This is a genomic window from Roseateles saccharophilus, from assembly GCF_031458095.1.
Lineage (GTDB): Bacteria > Pseudomonadota > Gammaproteobacteria > Burkholderiales > Burkholderiaceae_C > Pelomonas > Pelomonas saccharophila_A.
The window spans coordinates 500,997-519,161 of the sequence record NZ_JAVDXU010000001.1; the positions used below are offsets into that span (position 1 = coordinate 500,997).

An 18,165-nucleotide genomic window follows, 5' to 3' on the forward strand; every position below is an offset into this window, starting at 1 on the left:
CCGGCCATGAACGCTCCCGCCTGGAATCTGCGCGACCGCCAGCGCCGCGAGCGCCTCGCGAGGGCGGCCGAAGTCGCTGGCGTGAAGGGCCGGCACGTCGCCACCGCAGCCATCGTGCCCTTGCTCGAAGCCGTGCTGCAACCCGGCGACCGCGTCTGCCTGGAAGGCAACAACCAGAAGCAGGCCGACTTCCTGGCGCAGTCCCTGACCCAGGTCGACCCGCAGCGCGTGCGCGACCTGCATATGGTGCAGTCGGTGCTGGCCCTGCCGGAACACCTGGATGTGTTCGAGAGCGGCATCGCCAAGCGGCTCGACTTCAGCTTCTCCGGCCCCCAGGGCGCACGCCTGGCCAAGCTGGTGTCGAGCGGCGGCATCGAGATCGGCGCCATCCACACCTACCTAGAACTCTTCGCGCGCTACTTCGTCGACCTGATGCCCAAGGTGGCCCTGGTCGCCGCGCACGCCGCGGACGCGCAAGGCAATCTCTACACGGGCCCCAACACCGAAGACACGCCGGCCATCGTCGAGGCCACGGCCTTCTCGGGCGGCATCGTCATCGCCCAGGTCAACGAGATCGTGGATGTGCTGCCGCGCATCGACATCCCGGCCGACTGGGTGGACTTCGTGGTCAAGGCGCCCCGCCCCAACCTCGTCGAGCCGCTCTTCACCCGCGACCCGGCCCAGATCAGCGAGATCCAGGTGCTGATGGCCATGATGGCCATCAAGGGCATCTATGCGGAGTACGGCGTGCAGCGCCTCAACCACGGCATCGGCTTCGACACGGCGGCCATCGAGCTGCTGCTGCCCACCTATGCCGAGTCGCTGGGGCTGAAGGGCAAGATCTGCAAGCACTGGGCGCTGAACCCGCATCCGGCGCTGATCCCGGCCATCGAGGCCGGCTGGGTCGAGTCCATCCACTCCTTCGGCTCCGAGCTGGGCATGGAGGACTACATCCGCGCCCGCTCGGACATCTTCTTCACCGGCGCCGATGGCAGCCTGCGCAGCAACCGCGCCTTCTGCCAGGCCGCCGGCCATTACGCCTGCGACCTCTTCATCGGCTCGACGCTGCAGATCGATCTGCAGGGCAACAGCTCCACCGCCACGCTGGGCCGCATCACTGGCTTTGGCGGCGCGCCCAATATGGGCGCCGACGCCCGCGGCCGCCGCCACGCCAGCCCGGCCTGGCTGAAGGCGGGTGAAGAAGCTCGCGCCGGCCGCCAGGGCGCCGCCGGCACACCGCGCGGGCAGAAGCTGGTCGTGCAGATGGTGGAGACCTTCCGCGAGCACATGCAGCCGGCCTTTGTCGAAAGCCTGGACGCCTGGACGCTGCAGCAGCAGGCCGGCATGGCCCTGCCGCCCATCATGATCTACGGCGAGGACGTGAGCCACATCCTGACCGAGGAAGGCATTGCCAACCTGCTGCTGTGCCGCAGCGACGAGGAGCGCGAGCAGGCCATCCGCGGCGTGGCCGGCTACACGGCGGTGGGCCTGGCGCGGGATGCCCGCATGGTCGAGAACCTGCGCGACCGCGGCGTCATCAGGCGGCCGGCCGATCTCGGCATCGACCCGCGCGAGGCCACGCGCAACCTGCTCGCAGCGCGCAGCATGCGCGACCTCGTGCGAGCCTCCGGCGGCCTCTACAGCCCGCCCAAGCGTTTCCGCAACTGGTGAGGACGGACAAGATGACCACCCCTGGCCTCGAAATCCTGGACTACAGCTTCACCGGCACGCGTCCGGCCGGCAGCTTCATGCCCGTGCTGGTCGGCGTCGTCGGCTCCGGCAACCTGGAAGTGCTGCTGGAACCCGCGGCCGGCAGCGACTGCCGCATCCACATCGAAACCTCGGCCCGCGGCTTCGGCGCCATCTGGTCGGCCGTCGTCAGCGACTTCCACCAGCGCCACCAACTCGCCGGCGTGTGGCTGTCCATCCACGACATGGGCGCCACGCCGGCCGTCGTCAGCCTGCGGCTGGACCAGGCCGCCCAGGAGCTGCAGCCATGATCATCTCCTATGCCGAATGCTCGGCGCGCGAGCGCCTGGCTGGAGTCGTCGATGCGGGCAGCTTCCATGAGTGGCTGCCGCCCGCGATGCGCTTGACCAGCCCCCATCTCGCCCAGTTGGGCGTGCCCTCCTCTTTCGACGACGGCGTGGCCATTGGCCGCGCAACGCTGGCTGGCAGCGAGATCTTCGTCGCCGCGCAGGAAGGCCAGTTCATGGGCGGCGGCGTCGGCGAGGTGCATGGCGCCAAGCTCGTCGGCCTCTTCAAGCGCGCGCTGCGCGACAGGCCGCGCGCCGTGCTGCTGCTGGCCGAGTCCGGCGGCGTGCGCCTGCATGAAGCCAACGCCGGCCTCATCGCCGTCTCCGAGGTCATGCGCGCCCTGCTCGACGTGCGCGCCGCCGGCATCCCGGTCATCGTGCTGATCGGCGGGGCCAATGGCTGTTTCGGCGGCATGGGCATCGTCGCGCGCTGCGCCGACCACATCGTCATGAGCGATATCGGACGCCTGGCCATGTCCGGCCCCGAGGTCATCGAGGCCTCGCATGGCGTCGAGGAATTCGATTCGCGCGACCGGGCGCTGGTCTGGCGCACCACGGGCGGCAAGCATCGCTGGCTGAGCGGCGATTGCGATGTCCTCGTCGAGGACGACGTGACGGCCTTCCGCGCAGCGGCCATCGCGGCTCTGGATGCCGCACGGCCGGTCACGCTGGAGGCGCTGGAGGCCGAGCACGCGCGCCTGGCCGCTCGCCTGGACTTTGACGGCGCCGAGGCCATCGCGCTGTGGTCCACGCTGGGCGTGCCCGACGCGGCACAGGTGCCCGACCTCGACGTGGCCGGCGTGCTGGCCCTGGGAGCCCACTGATGGACTGGCAGACCCTGGCAACCCGGCTCTTTGGCGCCGATCACGGCATCACGCGCGACGGCGACTGCCTGCGCGGCGAGGTCGAGTTCGACGGCCAGCCGCTGACCGTCATCGGCACCACTGATCACGCACCCATCGGCGTGCAGCTCGCGCTGGTGCAGGCCCGCGCCGTGCTCGACACCATCGCCCAGCACCCGGGCAGAGCCATCCTGCTGCTGATCGACACCCAGGGCCAGCAGCTGCGCCGCCGCGACGAGCTGCTTGGCATCAACCGCGCCATGGCTCACCTGGGCATGTGCATCGACCTCGCCCGCCGCCGCGGCCACCGCGTCATCGGCCTCGTCTACGACCAGGCGCTGTCCGGCGGTTTCATCACCTCCGGCCTCATCGCCGACGCCTGCGACGCCCTGCCCGAGGCCGAGATCCGCGTCATGCGCCTGCCGGCCATGGCGCGCGTCACCAAGCTGCCCGAGGCGCTGTTGGCCCAGCTGTCCGAGTCCAACCCGGTATTCGCGCCGGGTGTCGGCAACTATGTGGCCATGGGCGGCGTGCGCCGGCTCTGGCAGGGCGACCTGGCCCAGGCCCTGCGCGAGGCGCTGGCCGATGCGCCGACCGAGGACCGCCGTGCCGAGGACGGCGCCGCGCGCGGCGGGCGCCGCCTGGCCGCCAGCGTCGTGCAGCGCGTGCTGGATGCCGCCTGAGGCCATGACGGCTCTGCACCGCCACCAGCTCGCCCGGCTGACGCCCGCAGGCTGGCAGCGGCTGCGCAGCGGGGCCTGGGATGCCCAGGCGCAGGACTGCCTGCGTCACTGGGCCGAGCAGGGCCTGCCTGTCGTCGTCACGCGCCAACGCGACGACGACGAACACATTGCGGTCGGCCTGTGCGCGCCGCGACGCTGGAACCATCGACGGATCGCGCTGAGCGTCGAGCGCAGCGAGGTGCTGTATTTCGACGAATTCCCGCGCCTGGACCAGGTTGTCACGCAACTGCCGCAAAGCGCCCGCGCACCGACCCGCCAGCTCGCCCTGGCCTTGCAGGCCTGTGGCGCAACGGCGCGCGTCTACGGCAGCCAGGGCTGGCAGCATCTGACGGGCCTGCAGCATGTGCGCGAGGGTTCCGACCTCGACGTCTGGGTCGGCGTCGACGGCGAGGCACAGGCCGACGCGGTGTCTGCGGCCCTGAACGCCTTCGCTTCGCCGTCGCGGCGCCTGGACGGCGAGCTGGTCTTTGCCGGCGACGCCGCCGTCGCCTGGCGGGAATGGCTGGCCTGGCGCGGCGGCCGTGCCCAGGCCCTGCTCGTGAAGAGGCTTCACGGCGCTTCGTTGGAAGCCCTGGCATGAGAGCTCTCGCATCCGTCCCGGCCGCGCCGACGGCGCAGCAGATCGGCCGCGCCGCCACGCTGGCCCTCTATGACGAACTCGCGTTGTCCCCCAAGCCCGGCCTGGTCACGCTGACCGACCGCGGCAGCCATGCCGACATGGACGCGCAGACCTTCATGCGCAGTCTGCTGGCGCTGCGCAGCTATTTCGTGCGCATCGCCGAGCTCGGTGCCGCGGGCGCGCCCTTCGAGGCGCTGGAGCAGTGCGGCATTGCCGCCGAAGCCCGCATGCTGGCGGCCACCGGCGGCATCAACACCCATCGCGGCGCCATCTTCATGCTCGGCCTGCTGTGCGCGGCAGCCGGCGCGCTCGGCCAGCGCCCCACGCCAGCCCTGATCCGTCAGACGCTGCTGGCGCGCTGGGGCGTGGCGCTGAGCGCACGCGCGCACCGCCCCTCCACCCTGCCCGGCGGCCTGGCCGCACGCCGCTTCCATCTGCGCAGCGCCTCGGCCGAGGCCGCACTGGGCTTCCCGACGCTGTTCGAGACGGCTGAGCCGGCCCTGCGCACAGCCCGCGCACGCGGCCTGTGCACGACCGCAGCGCGCCTCGACACCTTGTTTGCCGTCATGGCCGTGCTGGACGACAGCAACCTGGCCCACCGCGGCGGCCTCGAGGGGCTGCGCTTCGCCCAGGCCAGCGCCCGAGGCTTCCTCGCCGCGGGTGGTGCATCTCAAGGCGTCGAAGCAGCTGTGGCCATAGCCGCCGAGTTCGTGCGCCGCCATCTGTCGCCCGGTGGCGCCGCCGATACCCTCGCGGCGGCCTGCTGGCTGGAACGCCTGGCGTCCTGAATGGGCCTGGCCCTGCTCTTTCCCGGCCAGGGCGCACAGCACCCGCAGATGCTGCCCTGGCTGGAGGCCCAGCCCGAGGCCAGGCCCGTCTTGGAGGCAATGGCCCGGCATCTGGGGCCGGACTGGCGCGAGAACCTCAGCGAACCGGCCTGGATGCATGCCAACGGGGTGGCCCAGAGGCTGCTGACGGGCATCAGCATCGCGGCCTGGCAGGTGCTGGCGGCGCGGCTGCCGCCGCCGGCTGTGGTGGCCGGCTACAGCGTCGGTGAACTGGCCGCCTTTGCAGCGGCCGGCGTGTTCGACGCGACCAGCGCTCTCGATCTCGCGGCGGTACGCGCCCAGGCCATGAACGACAGCGTGGCCGGCCAGCACACCGGACTGCTCGCCGTGCAGGGCCCGAGCGCCTTGCGCCTGGCCGAGGCGTCGTTGGCGATCGCCATCCGCATCAGCGCCGAACGCGTCATCGTCGGCGGCACTGCGGCCCAGCTCGACGCCAGTGCAGCCCGCTGGTCGGCCGCCGGCCTGCGCTGCACGCGCCTGCCCATCGCCATCGCCTCGCATACGCCGGCCATGTCTGCCGCGGCGCCGGCATTCGCCCGACGACTGGCCGGCATCGACCTGCACCCGCCCCGCGCTGCCGTGGTCTGCAACTTCACCGGCACCGCCAGCCGAAGCCCCGCTGCACTCGCATCCGCCCTCGTGGGCCAGATTGCCAACACGGTGCGCTGGGACGATTGCATGGACAGCATTGCCGAGCGCGGAGTCCGTTGCGTGCTGGAAGTCGGCCCCGGCGCCGCGCTGGCCTCGATGTGGCGGGAGCGCCACCCCGACATCCCGGTGCGGTCCATCGACGAGTTCCAGGGCCCCGAGGGCGTGTTGGACTGGGTGCAGCGGCAGCTCGGCTGAGCGGGTTCCTCACCAGAGCTTGACGCAACTGCCGGTCAGCACGAACGCCCCCGGAGCAGTCGCAGCGACATCGGCGCTCTCCACCGTCACGCCCAGGCGCGGCACGTTGAAGAGCAGGCGCTCCGAGGTGTCGGGCATGTCGATCGACGTCGACCCCTGGGCCGGCAAGGTTCCCAGCAGGAAGGGTGCTCCGGTCTTGGGGACGGCCCACAGCCGCGCCACCATCCCGGGAGGGACGCTGAGGGGCGCCAGCACCTTCAGCGTCAATTGCCTGCCATGCCGCCGCGAACTGGCGAGCAGCGCTGGCTTGTCCTGTGCGTCGTGGAGAAGGCCGACATAGCTTTGCGGCAGGGCTTCCGAGCGCTCCTCCAGCCCGGCCCACTCGGGCGCGGACCTGAGCGTCAGCACGGCCACGAGAACACCTGCGGCAACGCCACCGAGCGCGCGGCCAGGAAACCAGCTGCCGACGGCCTGCCACCAGGAGGCACTGCGCGCGGGCTTGCCGAACAGGCGCCGCTCGATGCCCGCCCAGTTGCCCACCGGCGGCTGCACAGGGACATGGGACAGCTCCAGGACGGCCAGTCTTTCCTGCCATGCAAGGATCGCCTGCCTTGCCTCGGCGGCGTCACGGGCGATGGCCTCGAAGCGCCGGCGCGCTCCGCCCGCCAGCGTGCCCAGGACGTACTCACGCGCGAGCTGGTCCAGCAGCTCTGGCCGCAGGTAGTTCATGCTTGCCTCATTCCCACGGCTTCCAGGCAGGCGCGCAGTTGCTCGAGACCACGGCGCACCCACCCCTTGGCCGTGCCCAGCGGCGCATTCATCGCGGCGGCGATATCGGTGTGCACCAGGCCTCGGTAATAGGCCAGCGCAAGCGCCTGCCGCTGCGAAGACGGCAGGCCCGCCATGCAGGCCTGGACGCGGGCCTTCGCCAGGCTGTTCTCCAGCAGCTCTCCCGGCTCGCCCGCGGCGTCTGCGGGAAGCTCATCGGCGGCGTCATCGAGCTCCACGGTGGCCGCCGACTCGGTGCGTCGTGAGCGCACCGCGTCAATGGCCTTGTTGCGCACGACATTGATCATCCACGTCATCGGCGTTCCTGCCCGGGCATCAAAGGTCGCGGCCTGGCGCCAGATGTTCACATAAGCCTCCTGAAGGATCTCATCGGCCTTCTGCTCGTTCCTCAGCGTGCGCAAGGCAATCGAATAGAGATGGGCGCAGGTGGCGCGGTAGACGCGCTCGAAGGCGGCGCGATCGCCCAGCGCCACGCGCGCCATCAGGGCCGGCAGGTCCTCAGCGGTGGCCATATCGACGGTTGACGCGTGGGTGGATGGACATGGAAGAGTTCATATCGCTCCCTGGAGGAGGCCGCGATTCTGGTCATCGCGGCCGGCGCCAGGAAGGTATTTGTTTTGATGGTATCGATTGACAACTTCAATGCATCCAAAGCCCCGCGCACGCCGTAATGCGGCCCTGCCGGGAGTGCCTACCGGGCGGCGGCAGGCCCGGGTGCCCAGAATACGTACTCGGCCGCATAGGCCACCCGCGCGGCCTGGCCCGACGTCGCCGCCGTGCAGCCCTCCTTCGCGGGCGCGACACCCCCTTGCGTCGCCAGCCGCTGGATGGCCGAGACCTTGTCCAGCAGGCCCGTGCCGCTGCGCGCCTTGACCCCCAGCAGCAGCCAGGGGATGGCGCCGGGCACGGGTGCCGGCGCGGTGGCCTGGACCTGGCCGACCAGGCTGGACCCGTCGTTGAGCGCCCAGGACGGGCCCGCGCCATGGGTGCCCACCTTGAGCCCGGCGGCGTCGAAGAGATCGGCCTGCGGCCCCTTGAACAGCCAGGCCCAGGCACCTTGTGCGTCCTTGCCGCATTCATAGATCTGCTGGCCCACCGCATGGACTCGCAGCAGGGTGTCGAGCCCCGCCTCGGGCTGCAGCGGGGCAGCGCCGCCCACCACGGCGCAGGCCAGCCGAGCACCGCCGCCGCCCAACATCGCGGGATGGTCGGCATGGTTGTCGCCGCCGACGTGAAGCATCAGCGCACGACCGGCGATGTCCGACAGCTTCATGAGGCGCGGCGCGAGCACGGGCTGCGTGGCTTGGCCATCGGCATTCACATAAAGCGGCGGCAGGTCGCCCAGATGGCCGTCGCCCCAGGGCTCGCCGTGGTGCTTCGCCGCTTTGGGGTCGAAATGGCCACCTGCCGCGCCGGCCAACACGACATTGCCATTCGCCGCGGTGGAGGGGGCGCAGGAGCCGTTCTCGTGGAAATGAAAGCCGTGGAGGCCCGGGGGCAGGCCGGCCAGCTGAGGATGGAAGGCCAGCCCGTAGGCCGTCTCCTCGACGCGGATCGTGCCCACGCTCGGGCCCGCACCATCCGCGCGGGCTTCGTACAGGGTGACGGTCTGGTCGGCCGCGTGGGTTGTGCCGGGCAAGGCGAGGCCGGCGACCAGCGCCAGGCTCAGCATCGGGAAGATCTTCATCGGGATTCCAGTCTTGTTGCGGTTGCTTGTGAGGGCGGAAAGCCCCGCCGGAACCCACTTACGAGAGCGGCCGCGCGCCGGACGTCTGAAGTTCGACTTCTTTACAAATCGCCGCGTCGGCCGCCCCCCCACGTTTCAGGGGTAGTCCGCCACGCGGCCGAATTCGTAGGTGGGGTTGGTGCGCGCTTTGGCGCACATCCCTCCGCCCACAACCCAAGGAATCCCCATGCACTTCGTTTCCCTCGGCCGCATCTCGGCATCGCGCGCGCTGGCCTGTGCTTCGCTGGCCCTGATGGCCGCCGCAGCGCCCACGTCGGTCAACGCCGCCCCCGTCCTGTTCAACACCGATCCCTTCGCCGGCAGCACCGCGCTCGCCACGCCGGGGCGCCAGGTCTTCTCGGGCCAGGAGCGCACCCTCCCCTCCTTCGCCGTCGGCCAGGACAGCTTCGTCTTCGACCTCGGGGCCTTCAGCGCCTACGCGGTGAGCGCCCTGCACTTCCTGAACGCCCCTTCCAGCGCCATCCCCGGCTCGGGCTTCAATGTCATCGTGCTGCAGGACATCGACAACGACGCCAACCCCGCCACGCCGTTTGGCGCCGGCAACGCGGCGAACCTCATCGCGAGCCGCATCAGCACCGACGGTGCCGGCTTCTTCATCTACAAGAACAGCGTCCTGGACGTCAACCGCCTGGTGTTCTCCACCAACCTGAACGACGCCAGCGCCGACCTCAGCGTGCTGGCGCGCATCGTCTCACCCACCGGCCAGGCGGCCATCGACACGCTGCCGCGCTTCACGGCCGACAACTTCGTCGCCACCGTCCCGGAGCCCTCCTCCGTCGCCTTGATCGGCGCCGGCCTCGTCGGCGTCGCCGGCCTGCGCAAGCGCCAGATCAAGGCCTGATCCCCACCCCAACCTCCAAGGAGCACCCCATGAAGTCCCTGCAAGCCCTGACCCTCTGCGCTGCCGCCCTGCTGGCTCAGCTCGCGCAAGCCGCCGACACCATGGCCCCGGCCCCGGCCCCAGCGCCCGCAGCCGCCGCCAACCCGCTGGCCGCCGCCCGGACCCTGATCGATGCGCGCCAATGGGCCGCCGCCCTGACGGAGCTGCGGCGCGTCGACGATGCCGGCAACGCCGACTGGAACAACCTCATGGGCTATGTGCTGCGCAAGTCAGGCAACGCTGATCTGGCGGCCTCGGAGCGCCACTACGACGCGGCGCTGCGCATCGACCCACACCACCGCAACGCCCTCGAATACTCCGGCGAGCTCTACCTGATGAAAGGTGAGCTCGCAAAGGCGCAGGCGCGCCTGAGCACGCTGGCGGCCGAGTGCAAGGCCGGCTGCCAGCAGTACAACGAATTGAAGGAGGCGATCACCCGGTATCAGGCCAACGGCAACAAATACCTGGCCCAGGGTTGGTAGATACAGTCGTCGCACACTGGAGCCAGAAATGACAAACCCGGCACGAGGCCGGGTCTGGATCTGGTGGGCGGTGCAGGGTTCGAACCTGCGACCCCTGCCGTGTGAAGGCAGTGCTCTACCGCTGAGCTAACCGCCCGGGTGTTCGGTGGCCGTTTTCCAGGTTCCAAGCCAGGCTTGGTGGGCGGTGCAGGGTTCGAACCTGCGACCCCTGCCGTGTGAATGAAGGGAAATTGGATTTCTTGGGACTTCTTGGAATTGTATTTCTCCTATGAAAACAATCCCACAACGTCCCGACTGAACCAAGCGGTTTTGGCCTACTTGTGGCCCACTTTGGCCTACTTTTGGCCTACCCTAGAGCCATGAAAACTTGTGCTCTGGAGGCTTCATGACGGTGAAGCTGGACACCGTGATTGCCCGCGAAAAACTGAAGCCCCGCCGCGAGCCCTACTGGCATCGGCTGGACTCAGGCTGCATGCTTGGCTTCCGCAAGATGGCAACCGGGTCGATCGGTTCATGGGTAGCTCGGTACCGTAACGCCGAGACCGGCGAACGACCGAAGCAGGCACTCGGCGAGTTCTCCGACCGACCACCGTCAGAGCGGTTCAGCGCCGCCAAGGAGGCAGCCGACGCCTGGTTCAGCCATCTCGGTCGCGGAGGCAGCAGCGAGATCGTGACGGTGAAGGCGGCCTGTTCGAACTACGCCGATCACATCCTTGCGACGAAAGGCGAGGAGCGCGCCGAAGACGTCCGGGCGCGCTACCGGCGCTGGGTTGACCCCGAACCCATAGCGAAAATCGCGCTGCCAAAACTGACCAGGCGGCATATTGAGACGTGGCGCAAGAAGCTCGCGGCCACCCCAGTCATCGTCAATCCGCACGCCGCCGAAAAGAATCGCGTTGAGCGCCCGCGATCAGCGTCAAGCCTGAACCGCGACATGGCGTCGCTGCGTGCCGCCCTTAACTACGCCTATGACCTCGCGCAAGTCAGCAATGATCTCGCGTGGAGGGTGGCACTCCGCGCCGTCGAAAACGCCGGAACGGCACGCGAGGTCTACCTGGATCTCCCACAGCGCAAGACGCTGATCACAGCCTCACCCACTGACCTCGCTCAGTTTCTACGAGGCCTTGCACGGCTGCCGCTCCGACCAGGCGCCCTCGCAGCGCTGACTGTAGGCAGGTTTGAGTCGCGCCTTGACGTCTTGACGGTCGGCAAGGACAAGGCAGGCCGAGATCGGAAGTTGAAACTGCCCAAGGACACCGCCGACTTCTTCCGCGAACTCGCGAAAGACAAACCACCAACCGCCCTCTTGTTCACCCGAGCCGACGGCAAAGCATGGACTAAGGATGATTGGAAAAAGCCAATCAAGCTGGCCGCAGCCAAGGTCGGTTTACCAGCGGACACGGTCGCCTTGGCGCTGCGGCATAGCGCCATCACGGACCTCGTGACCGGCGGGCTTGACCTCCTCACCGTGGCGCAATTGTCCGGAACTAGCGTCGCAATGATCGAGCGCCACTACGGCCATCTGAGGGCCGATCATGCCGCGGCCGCATTAGCAACGCTCGCGCTTTAAAGCCCTTGTTTGCAGGCGTAGCTCTTGCCGGGCATGCCGATCCATGCACCGGTCCGAACTAACAAATATTGCCGATTTCTGTGTGACCGTTAGGACTGCAGGCGTGCGGCAGCTATCGCTGCACTTGGCTCCCATTCCTTGCGTGCTACCTTCCAGGCGCCTCCATAACTAATCTATCAAGCGCATCTTGGAGGACTGCGCGATCCACCGACAGCCATGAACTGCGGTCTTGCGCCACTGCACAATGCCCGAGCCACGTTGCAGGAAAACAGGCGCTCAGCGCATGACACCAAACCAAGATCAATCAGTCCTGGACTTCGCTACCGCTGCGCAAGGCTTCTGTCTCTGGTGCGAGGATGAAAGCGCTGAGCGCACCGATGTGCACGCCGCGTCTTGGCTGGCTCGCCTATACGGGTTAGGCGTCGTGCTCCCATCAGTCGATTCCGACAATGAGGATGGCCTGCCCGACCTGCCAGGCGATGTCCTGGTGCGTGCGCAGACCAATCTGGCGGTCTTCAATGGCCGGTACTACCGCGAAGTGTTTGATCCGGCTCCGGAACTGGACGACCAGCCTGTCATCGGCGACATCGGAGATGACCTGCTGGACATCTATAAGGACGTACGCCGCGGGCTCATGTTGTTCGAAGATGGGGATGTCGCTGAGGCGCTATGGCAGTGGTCGTTCTTGCATCGCGTTCATTGGGGGCGTCACTGTGCGGGCGCGCTACTCGCGCTTCACGGACTGACGATTTCGAATCTCGGCTAGGTCTTTAGGCGCGTGCGCAAGAGGGCTCTCGCGAAATATAGGGTCGCGCCCGCAAATCTGCTTCGCGTCAGTGAGCTGCCCGTGATCTGGCGCTTCACCTTGATTTCGTGGTTTTCGCATCGGCATGCCGACGAGGTCCTGGCGGTCGGGAGGTCAGTACGCGGGCGCACCACGCGCGCTCTGGAAGCGTGCGTGCTCCCGCTTCGGTCAGCTGGGTCTTGAGGTCCTCGCCAGATACAAAGCGTCGGATGAATCGCGCATGATCGGACGTCAGCCAAGTCCGCAACAGCTTCATTGCCAGCGACCGCACGACGGCGCGCGGCGCTTGGTCCATAGTGCGTACGATGCCTTCAAACGCTTGAGCAGCGTCGATGTGAACGGAGCACGAATCAATAACTACGTCAGCAACGCACTCAATCAGCGGACTCTGAAGAACCGGGACGACGGCTACGCCCGGTTTGTGTACGACGAGTCTGGACAAATGCTTGACGAGTCCGTCACGAGTAATGCGGGTTCAACGAACACCGCCTATGTTTGGTTCGACGGAGAGTTGCTGGGAATCTTGCGCTCTGGTCAGTTCTACCACTCTCACAACGACCATTTGGGCCGTCCTGAAGTGATGACCAATAGCGCGGGAGCAACTGTCTGGCGGGCCGAGAACTCGGCCTGGAGTCGTAAGGTGGTAGTCGATACCGTTGGAGGCCTGAATATCGGTTTCCCTGGTCAATACTACGATGCGGCGACAAGTCTTTGGTACAACTGGAATCGCTATTTCGATCAACAGTTGGGTAGATACCTCCAATCGGATCCGATTGGGTTTGAAGGTGGTACGAATACATACGCCTACGCCGCAGGAAATCCGTTAAGCCTGATTGACCCGGAAGGGCTGATCATGTTTACAACGAAGGTGGCGTGTTATGCACGCTTACCCCGGGCCTCAAGTTGGAGGTAAGGAGCACGCCAGATGGGGTGGCGGCAATGCCTACCATATTCACGCTTTCGACAGTTCAGGTCGAGAGGTCAGAATATCGACTGAAACTTGGACTCCGTTGGAAGACAAGGATGCCAAGGAATACGCGAAAAGCAAGCAGATCCAGCGTGTATGCGCGAACCTGACCGAAGGTGAAAAGAAGTTCCTCGATCGGGTCAATCGAAACACCTTCCATCGCGGCTGGCCGAGCCCCAATCAGTTACTTCGACTGGGCGGTTGGCGCGGCCGCGGCGGAGGCCCTAAACAGCCAGGTGATTGATGAAGAAAAGGTCTTCCGAGTTTTTAAATGCAATGGCGGCGTATGACGCCGACGACGAGACGCTGGCACTGGCCCTAATGGAGCAATGCGCAAAGTCAGGGGACCCCTCCGCCTGCTTTCTCGCGGCGCTTTGGTACCGAGACGGGGTAGGGGCGCCCGCCAGTCCGGATCGAAGTGCTCATTGGCTTACCCGCTTTCAAGAATTGGCCGAAAACGGTGACGTCGAGGCGCAATGGCAACTTGGGCAGCATTTCCGCTTCGGGAACCTTTTGCCGCTGGACATAGCGCGGGCGAATTATTGGCTCGAGCGCGCGGCAGAAGGTGGTCACGGCGAGGCGCAACACCACTTGGCCTGGTTTTACGAGCGTGGCCAGTACGGCTATCCAGTGGACAAAGAGGCGGCAGAAAGCTGGTATCAAAGCGCTTTCAAACTTGAAAATCCGGAGACGATTTACCTCTTCGCCCTCCGCCAGTTCAACGATGGGAGACCGACAGATTCCGCACTTGAACTTCTGCGCAAAGCTGGCGATCTTGGATTCGGTCAGGCCAATGATGTTCTGCAGTCGATTACTCATTGATCGGCCTGTTCGATTTGCCTGACCGAGGCACCCGCCGATTGCCGCCGCACGGTTCAGGCTCAGCCGACTTCCCGGTGCGGAGCGGGCATGGATCGACATGTTAGTTTGCGGGGAACTTCGCGAAGGCGGACCAACTGAAATCGCGTTTGACTTGAGCCCTTCGGCGCTCAATGCCCTCTGCGCCTTCGAACTGCCGATTGAATTCACGGCTGATACCGTTGCGGGCGAAGCAATGACTTCTCCGCATCTCGCGCCCAACCAAAGCTGAGGCCGCTAGCAGATCGAGGTCGACGGCGCTCGGCGCACGAAGTAGCGCTGGCGGGTGGTGCCCGAGCATGGAGTCGCGCCGTCGCGTGGCCTTGAGCTACGTAATGGACAAGCTCGTCGAATTCAGGCCGTATCGATCGAACCACAAGGCGTGATCGACGAAGCAGTTATTCGGCCTGATAGCCACCGTCGATGTAGTCGCCGACCGGGCCAGCCTTCCGCGGCGACGCCACCTTGGCGGCCTTTTTAGCGGGCACCTTCGCCGCCGACTTTGCGGCGACCGCCGCCTTGGTCGGCTTGGCCCGCTTCTTCGCCGGAGCTGCCTTCTTTTTGGCCGCGACCCAATCTGGAAAGCAAGCTCCCGCTCCACGAACGGTTGGATTTGGTTCTGAGCAGCACCGGCCGGAAAAAGTTGCAGACCACGAGCTGGATCAGCACATACGCACGCCTGCTCGATAGCAGCAGCGCTCACTAATGCTGGACGATTCCCGTGTCATGCGGCGACGCCATCGCCTGCTTGACGGGTAGTCCAGCTTCTCGGCCACGTCCTCGCCGATGCGCTGCGTGGCCTGGCCGCAGCTGCAGGTGGTGTTCGCGGGTTCATGGCACACGTCGCGGCGCGGCAGATGCGCCGGCAGCTTCTCGCGCCGGGGGCTGTTGCCGATCACCAGCAGCGCGGCTTGGCCGCAGCGCCTCAATCTCGGCGGCCACCGCCGCCAGGTCGCTGTCCAGCGTCTCGTCCAGCAAGCTCTTCTGCTCGGCGCCGAACCGCTCGCTCTGCGCTGCGAACTTCAGCCGCTTGAGGATGGCGTTCTCGTGCGTGAGCTTCTCGATGACGGCCTGCTTGAACGCAGCCTCGGCGCGTGCAGCCCGCAGGGCATCGCGCAATTGGTGGGCATCGAGCGTGTCGAGGTCGTCGGCAATCACGAGTGGTGATGCTGCCCGCCGCGCGCCTCGCCGCCCATTGGCAGATGCCGCAATGGACGCGCCGCTACAGCAGCGTGATGACGCCGGCCTCGCCGACGTGCTGCCAGGGCAGGCCAAGCACCAGGGCCTCGAACTGAGTGCGGCTCAGGCTCAACGTGCCGGTCACGTCGCGGGGCCAGACGAAGCGGCCCGCGTTGAGGCGTCGAGCTGCCAGCCACACCCCGATGCCGTCATGCACCAGCACCTTCATGCGGTTGGCGCGGCGGTTTGCGAACAGGTAAGCGTGGTGGGGGCGAGCAGCGCCGAAGACAGCGACCACGCGCCGCAGGGCTGCCTCGGTGCCAGCCCGCATGTCCAGCGGCTCGACCGACAGCCACACGGCGTCGACGCGGATCACCGCAACAACTCGCGAGTCCACGCGGCAAGCTCTGCCGCCGCGCTGACCGGCCAGGTGACCGTGATCGAGACCGGCCCGCGCCTGAGTTCGAGTCGGACTTCAGATGCCACCGCGGCGGGCTCCGTCGGCGCAGGGAGCGGGAGCGCGATGAACTCGCCTGTCTTGGCGAGTCCGGTAGGGGCCTGGTGTTGATTCCCACGCCATCCTGACCCACCGTTTCCGTCCAATCCTGACCCACCCTTGTTTGAGCCTCTCGGGCTCAGGTTGTGGGTAACTTCCTCGGTTTGGACTCCTTCTTGGTGGTGGGTTGAGCTGAGCTGTTCTTGAAGCGGTAGCTGTCGTTGCCGGTTTCAAGGATATGGCAGTGGTGCGTGAGCCGGTCCAGCAGCGCCGTGGTCATCTTGGCGTCGCCGAAGACGCTGGCCCATTCGCTGAAGCTCAGGTTCGTCGTGATGACGACGCTGGTGCGCTCATAGAGCTTGCTCAGCAGGTGGAACAGCAGCGCGCCGCCCGACGAGCTGAACGGCAGGTAGCCCAGCTCGTCGAGCACGACCATGTCCATGTGGGCCAGCCGGTGCGCCATCTGGCCAGTCTTGTTGCAGACCTTCTCCTGCTCGAGCTGGTTGACCAGCTCGACCGTAGAGAAGAAGCGCACCCGACGTCGGTGATGCTCCAGCGCCTGCACGCCGATGGCCGTGGCCAGGTGGGTCTTGCCCGTGCCCGGCCCGCCGACGAGCACGACGTTCTCTGCCCGATCCATGAAGTCGCCCAGGTGCAACTGCCTCACCAAGGCTTCGTTGACCTCGCTGTGCGCGAACTCGAAGCCGGCCAGGTCACGGTAGACCGGGAAGCGAGCCTGCTTGAGCTGGTAGGCCACGGCACGCACCTCGCGCTCGGCGGTCTCGGCCTTGAGCAGTTGCGCCAGCAGCGGCTGCGCGGCCTCGAAGGCCGGTGCCCCTTGCTCCGCCAGCTCGCCCACGGCGTGGGCCATGCCGAACATCTTCAGCTCGCGCAGCGCGACGACGAGGGCGTTGGTCTTGGTCTCACGCATGGCGCACCTTCCTCTCCTCGCGCAGCGCGTCGTAGCGGTCCACGTTGGCCTGCGGCTCGTTGACCAGGCGCAGCGCCTGCGGCGCGTCCACCGGCGGTGGCTCGGCCTTGCCATCGAGCAGCCGGTGCAGCACGTTGATGACGTACATCTTGGTCGGCACGCCCACTTCCAGCGCCAGCTCCACGGCCGCCAGCACCGACTGCTCCTCGTGGTGCAACACCAGGGCCAGCACCTCGACCATCTCGCGGTCGCCGCCGGGCTTCTTGAGCAACTCGGTCTGCAGCTTCTTGAAGGCCACCGGCAGCTCCGTGAACGGCGCGCCGTTGCGCAGGGCGCCAGGCTTGCGCTGCAGCACGGCGAGGTAGTGCCGCCAGTCGTAGATCGTTTGGCCGATGGTGTCGTGGCTGCGCTCGATGACCCGCTTGTGCTCGCAGATCAGGTTGCCCTCGGCCGCGACCACGAGCCGGTCGGCATAGACGCGCAGGCTCACCGGCCTGTTGGCATACGACGCCGGCACGCTGTAGCGGGTGCGCTCGAAGGTGACCAGGCACGTCGGCGAGACACGCTTGGTGTGCTCGATGAAGCCATCGAACGGCCTCGGCACCTTCATCAGCGTCGGCTTCTCAAGCTTCCAGACGTCGAACACCGTGCCGGGCTGCTGGCCGTGCGAGATCTCCTTCCATAGCGCCTGGCAGCGCTCCTCCAGCCAAGCGTTGAGCGCGTCCAGCGACGGGAACGCCGGCACCGGCTGCCAGAGCCGATGCCGCGCGTCGCGCACGTTCTTCTCAATCTGGCCCTTCTCCCAGCCCGAGGCAGGGTTGCAGAACTCGACCTCGAAGAGGTAGTGGCTGACCATCGCGGCGAAGCGCGCGTTGACGTCGCGCGCCTTGCCGCTGAGGACCTTGTCCACGGCGGTCTTCATGTTGTCGTAGATGCCGCGCTTGGGCACGCCGCCGAACACGCGGAAGGCGTGGTTGTGCGCGTCGAACAGCATCTCGTGGGTCTGCAGCAGGTAGGCCCGGACGTAGAAGGCCCGGCTGTGGCTGAGCTTGAAGTGCGCCACCTGCAGCTTGGTGCGCTCGCCGGCCAGCACGGCCCAGTCCTCGCTCCAGTCGAACTGGAAGGCCTCGCCGGCGTCGAAGACCAGTGGCACGAAGGTGCCCCGTCCCGTCGTCTGCTTGGCCTCCTGGCGCTTCTGGGCCCAGTCGCGGGCGAAGGCCGCCACGCGGTTGTAGGAGCCGTCGTAGCCGAGCGTGACCAGCTCGGCGTGGATCTGCTTCAAGGTGCGCCGTTGCTTGCGCGTCTTGCCGGCCTCGGTCTTGAGCCAGTGGGCCAGCTTCTCGGCAAACGGGTCGAGCCGGCTCTTGCTGGCCCGCTTGGCGTAGGTCGGCTCTTGGTCGCCGCTGCGCAGGTACTTCCTGATGGTGTTGCGAGACAGGCCGGTGCGTCGGGCTATCTCGCGGATGGACAACTGCTCGCGCAGGGCCCACCGCCTGATGACACTCAGTGTCGCCACGTCAATCACTC

Annotated in this window: 21 protein-coding genes, 1 tRNA gene and 1 pseudogene; 14 read left to right on the forward strand and 9 right to left on the reverse strand. The window is 67.0% G+C overall.

Translation table 11 applies throughout. From position 1 onward, the window contains the following. Positions 1-6: 6 nt before the first annotated feature. The 7 genes from mdcA to J2X20_RS02120 are packed head-to-tail and all read left to right on the forward strand — an operon-like array spanning position 7 to position 5,934. A complete protein-coding gene (mdcA, locus tag J2X20_RS02090) occupies positions 7-1,671 on the forward strand; it encodes a malonate decarboxylase subunit alpha (RefSeq protein WP_310260178.1) in 1,665 nt (554 codons plus the stop codon). Positions 1,672-1,682: 11 nt separating this feature from the next. Further along, positions 1,683-2,000 (forward strand): malonate decarboxylase acyl carrier protein, encoded by a 318-nt coding sequence (gene mdcC / locus J2X20_RS02095; RefSeq protein WP_310260181.1) that lies wholly within the window; start codon positions 1,683-1,685, stop codon positions 1,998-2,000. Beyond that, on the forward strand, positions 2,000-2,860 hold the full coding sequence (locus tag J2X20_RS02100; RefSeq protein WP_310265075.1) for a biotin-independent malonate decarboxylase subunit beta: 861 nt from the start codon (positions 2,000-2,002) through the stop codon (positions 2,858-2,860). Before mdcC ends, J2X20_RS02100 begins: the two co-directional genes overlap by 1 nt. Continuing rightward, on the forward strand, positions 2,860-3,561 hold the full coding sequence (locus tag J2X20_RS02105; protein WP_310260184.1) for a biotin-independent malonate decarboxylase subunit gamma: 702 nt from the start codon (positions 2,860-2,862) through the stop codon (positions 3,559-3,561). Before J2X20_RS02100 ends, J2X20_RS02105 begins: the two co-directional genes overlap by 1 nt. Positions 3,562-3,565: 4 nt before the next feature. Then, positions 3,566-4,201 carry a malonate decarboxylase holo-[acyl-carrier-protein] synthase gene (gene mdcG, locus J2X20_RS02110; RefSeq protein WP_310260187.1) on the forward strand — a complete coding sequence of 212 codons (636 nt, stop codon included), beginning with the start codon at positions 3,566-3,568 and terminating at the stop codon, positions 4,199-4,201. Next, positions 4,198-5,028 (forward strand): triphosphoribosyl-dephospho-CoA synthase, encoded by an 831-nt coding sequence (locus J2X20_RS02115; RefSeq protein WP_310260190.1) that lies wholly within the window; start codon positions 4,198-4,200, stop codon positions 5,026-5,028. Before mdcG ends, J2X20_RS02115 begins: the two co-directional genes overlap by 4 nt. After that, on the forward strand, positions 5,029-5,934 hold the full coding sequence (locus J2X20_RS02120; protein ID WP_310260192.1) for an ACP S-malonyltransferase: 906 nt from the start codon (positions 5,029-5,031) through the stop codon (positions 5,932-5,934). 9 nt (positions 5,935-5,943) lie between these two features. Here the strand turns inward: J2X20_RS02120 and J2X20_RS02125 are convergent, their stop codons facing one another. From J2X20_RS02125 to sodC, 3 genes are all read right to left on the reverse strand, one after another. After that, positions 5,944-6,663 (reverse strand): anti-sigma factor, encoded by a 720-nt coding sequence (locus J2X20_RS02125; RefSeq protein WP_310260194.1) that lies wholly within the window; start codon positions 6,661-6,663, stop codon positions 5,944-5,946. Beyond that, positions 6,660-7,235 (reverse strand): sigma-70 family RNA polymerase sigma factor, encoded by a 576-nt coding sequence (locus J2X20_RS02130; protein ID WP_310260197.1) that lies wholly within the window; start codon positions 7,233-7,235, stop codon positions 6,660-6,662. Before J2X20_RS02130 ends, J2X20_RS02125 begins: the two co-directional genes overlap by 4 nt. Positions 7,236-7,414: 179 nt before the next feature. Continuing rightward, the gene (sodC, locus tag J2X20_RS02135) at positions 7,415-8,410 is read right to left on the reverse strand and encodes a superoxide dismutase [Cu-Zn] SodC (RefSeq protein WP_310260200.1); all 996 of its coding nucleotides are present in this window, start codon (positions 8,408-8,410) and stop codon (positions 7,415-7,417) included. A 226-nt stretch (positions 8,411-8,636) separates the two neighbouring features. Here sodC and J2X20_RS02140 point away from each other — a divergent pair, with 226 nt between their 5' ends. Both J2X20_RS02140 and J2X20_RS02145 read left to right on the forward strand, forming a co-directional pair. After that, on the forward strand, positions 8,637-9,311 hold the full coding sequence (locus J2X20_RS02140; protein ID WP_310260203.1) for a PEP-CTERM sorting domain-containing protein: 675 nt from the start codon (positions 8,637-8,639) through the stop codon (positions 9,309-9,311). A 29-nt stretch (positions 9,312-9,340) separates the two neighbouring features. After that, positions 9,341-9,832 (forward strand): tetratricopeptide repeat protein, encoded by a 492-nt coding sequence (locus J2X20_RS02145; RefSeq protein ID WP_310260206.1) that lies wholly within the window; start codon positions 9,341-9,343, stop codon positions 9,830-9,832. Positions 9,833-9,893: 61 nt separating this feature from the next. On the opposite strand, the gene J2X20_RS02150 is transcribed toward J2X20_RS02145, so the two are convergent. Then, positions 9,894-9,968, reverse strand: a tRNA-Val gene (locus tag J2X20_RS02150). 249 nt (positions 9,969-10,217) lie between these two features. Here J2X20_RS02150 and J2X20_RS02155 point away from each other — a divergent pair. The 5 genes from J2X20_RS02155 (at position 10,218) to J2X20_RS02175 (ending at position 13,996) form a co-directional block, all read left to right on the forward strand. Then, a complete protein-coding gene (locus J2X20_RS02155) occupies positions 10,218-11,402 on the forward strand; it encodes a tyrosine-type recombinase/integrase (protein WP_310260209.1) in 1,185 nt (394 codons plus the stop codon). A 283-nt stretch (positions 11,403-11,685) separates the two neighbouring features. Next, the gene (locus J2X20_RS02160) at positions 11,686-12,168 is read left to right on the forward strand and encodes a DUF5063 domain-containing protein (RefSeq protein WP_310260212.1); all 483 of its coding nucleotides are present in this window, start codon (positions 11,686-11,688) and stop codon (positions 12,166-12,168) included. 259 nt (positions 12,169-12,427) lie between these two features. Further along, on the forward strand, positions 12,428-13,120 hold the full coding sequence (locus tag J2X20_RS02165; protein WP_310260215.1) for an RHS repeat-associated core domain-containing protein: 693 nt from the start codon (positions 12,428-12,430) through the stop codon (positions 13,118-13,120). Positions 13,121-13,217: 97 nt separating this feature from the next. Next, positions 13,218-13,418 carry a hypothetical protein gene (locus tag J2X20_RS02170; RefSeq protein WP_310260218.1) on the forward strand — a complete coding sequence of 67 codons (201 nt, stop codon included), beginning with the start codon at positions 13,218-13,220 and terminating at the stop codon, positions 13,416-13,418. Next, a complete protein-coding gene (locus tag J2X20_RS02175) occupies positions 13,418-13,996 on the forward strand; it encodes a tetratricopeptide repeat protein (RefSeq protein ID WP_310260220.1) in 579 nt (192 codons plus the stop codon). Before J2X20_RS02170 ends, J2X20_RS02175 begins: the two co-directional genes overlap by 1 nt. A gap of 513 nt (positions 13,997-14,509) precedes the next feature. Here the strand turns inward: J2X20_RS02175 and J2X20_RS02180 are convergent. From J2X20_RS02180 to istA, 5 genes and pseudogenes are all read right to left on the reverse strand, one after another. Continuing rightward, positions 14,510-14,701: a hypothetical protein gene (locus J2X20_RS02180; RefSeq protein WP_310260222.1), complete on the reverse strand. Its 192-nt coding sequence runs from the start codon at positions 14,699-14,701 to the stop codon at positions 14,510-14,512. 86 nt (positions 14,702-14,787) lie between these two features. Next, a pseudogene (locus J2X20_RS02185) lies at positions 14,788-15,190 on the reverse strand (transposase domain-containing protein); the annotation flags it as partial. 64 nt (positions 15,191-15,254) lie between these two features. After that, on the reverse strand, positions 15,255-15,587 hold the full coding sequence (gene tnpB, locus J2X20_RS02190; RefSeq protein WP_310260228.1) for an IS66 family insertion sequence element accessory protein TnpB: 333 nt from the start codon (positions 15,585-15,587) through the stop codon (positions 15,255-15,257). A 259-nt stretch (positions 15,588-15,846) separates the two neighbouring features. After that, positions 15,847-16,638 (reverse strand): IS21-like element helper ATPase IstB, encoded by a 792-nt coding sequence (gene istB, locus J2X20_RS02195; protein WP_310260231.1) that lies wholly within the window; start codon positions 16,636-16,638, stop codon positions 15,847-15,849. Further along, positions 16,631-18,163, reverse strand: a complete 1,533-nt coding sequence (istA, locus tag J2X20_RS02200; RefSeq protein ID WP_310260234.1) for an IS21 family transposase — start codon at positions 18,161-18,163, stop codon at positions 16,631-16,633. The genes istB and istA overlap by 8 nt, the downstream gene beginning before the upstream one ends. Between the last annotated feature and the right edge of the window lie 2 nt (positions 18,164-18,165).

Excerpts from the sequence above, each read along its gene's own strand:
- mdcA (WP_310260178.1), top strand. The coding sequence starts at position 7 with ATGAACGCTCCCGCCTGGAATCTGCGCGACCGCCAGCGCCGCGAGCGC.
- mdcC (WP_310260181.1), top strand. The coding sequence starts at position 1,683 with ATGACCACCCCTGGCCTCGAAATCCTGGACTACAGCTTCACCGGCACG.
- J2X20_RS02105 (WP_310260184.1), top strand. The coding sequence starts at position 2,860 with ATGGACTGGCAGACCCTGGCAACCCGGCTCTTTGGCGCCGATCACGGC.
- mdcG (WP_310260187.1), top strand. The coding sequence starts at position 3,566 with ATGACGGCTCTGCACCGCCACCAGCTCGCCCGGCTGACGCCCGCAGGC.
- J2X20_RS02115 (WP_310260190.1), top strand. The coding sequence starts at position 4,198 with ATGAGAGCTCTCGCATCCGTCCCGGCCGCGCCGACGGCGCAGCAGATC.
- J2X20_RS02120 (WP_310260192.1), top strand. The coding sequence starts at position 5,029 with ATGGGCCTGGCCCTGCTCTTTCCCGGCCAGGGCGCACAGCACCCGCAG.
- J2X20_RS02125 (WP_310260194.1), bottom strand. The coding sequence starts at position 6,663 with ATGAACTACCTGCGGCCAGAGCTGCTGGACCAGCTCGCGCGTGAGTAC.
- J2X20_RS02130 (WP_310260197.1), bottom strand. The coding sequence starts at position 7,235 with ATGGCCACCGCTGAGGACCTGCCGGCCCTGATGGCGCGCGTGGCGCTG.
- sodC (WP_310260200.1), bottom strand. The coding sequence starts at position 8,410 with ATGAAGATCTTCCCGATGCTGAGCCTGGCGCTGGTCGCCGGCCTCGCC.
- J2X20_RS02140 (WP_310260203.1), top strand. The coding sequence starts at position 8,637 with ATGCACTTCGTTTCCCTCGGCCGCATCTCGGCATCGCGCGCGCTGGCC.
- J2X20_RS02145 (WP_310260206.1), top strand. The coding sequence starts at position 9,341 with ATGAAGTCCCTGCAAGCCCTGACCCTCTGCGCTGCCGCCCTGCTGGCT.
- J2X20_RS02155 (WP_310260209.1), top strand. The coding sequence starts at position 10,218 with ATGACGGTGAAGCTGGACACCGTGATTGCCCGCGAAAAACTGAAGCCC.
- J2X20_RS02160 (WP_310260212.1), top strand. The coding sequence starts at position 11,686 with ATGACACCAAACCAAGATCAATCAGTCCTGGACTTCGCTACCGCTGCG.
- J2X20_RS02165 (WP_310260215.1), top strand. The coding sequence starts at position 12,428 with ATGATCGGACGTCAGCCAAGTCCGCAACAGCTTCATTGCCAGCGACCG.
- J2X20_RS02175 (WP_310260220.1), top strand. The coding sequence starts at position 13,418 with ATGAAGAAAAGGTCTTCCGAGTTTTTAAATGCAATGGCGGCGTATGAC.
- istB (WP_310260231.1), bottom strand. The coding sequence starts at position 16,638 with ATGCGTGAGACCAAGACCAACGCCCTCGTCGTCGCGCTGCGCGAGCTG.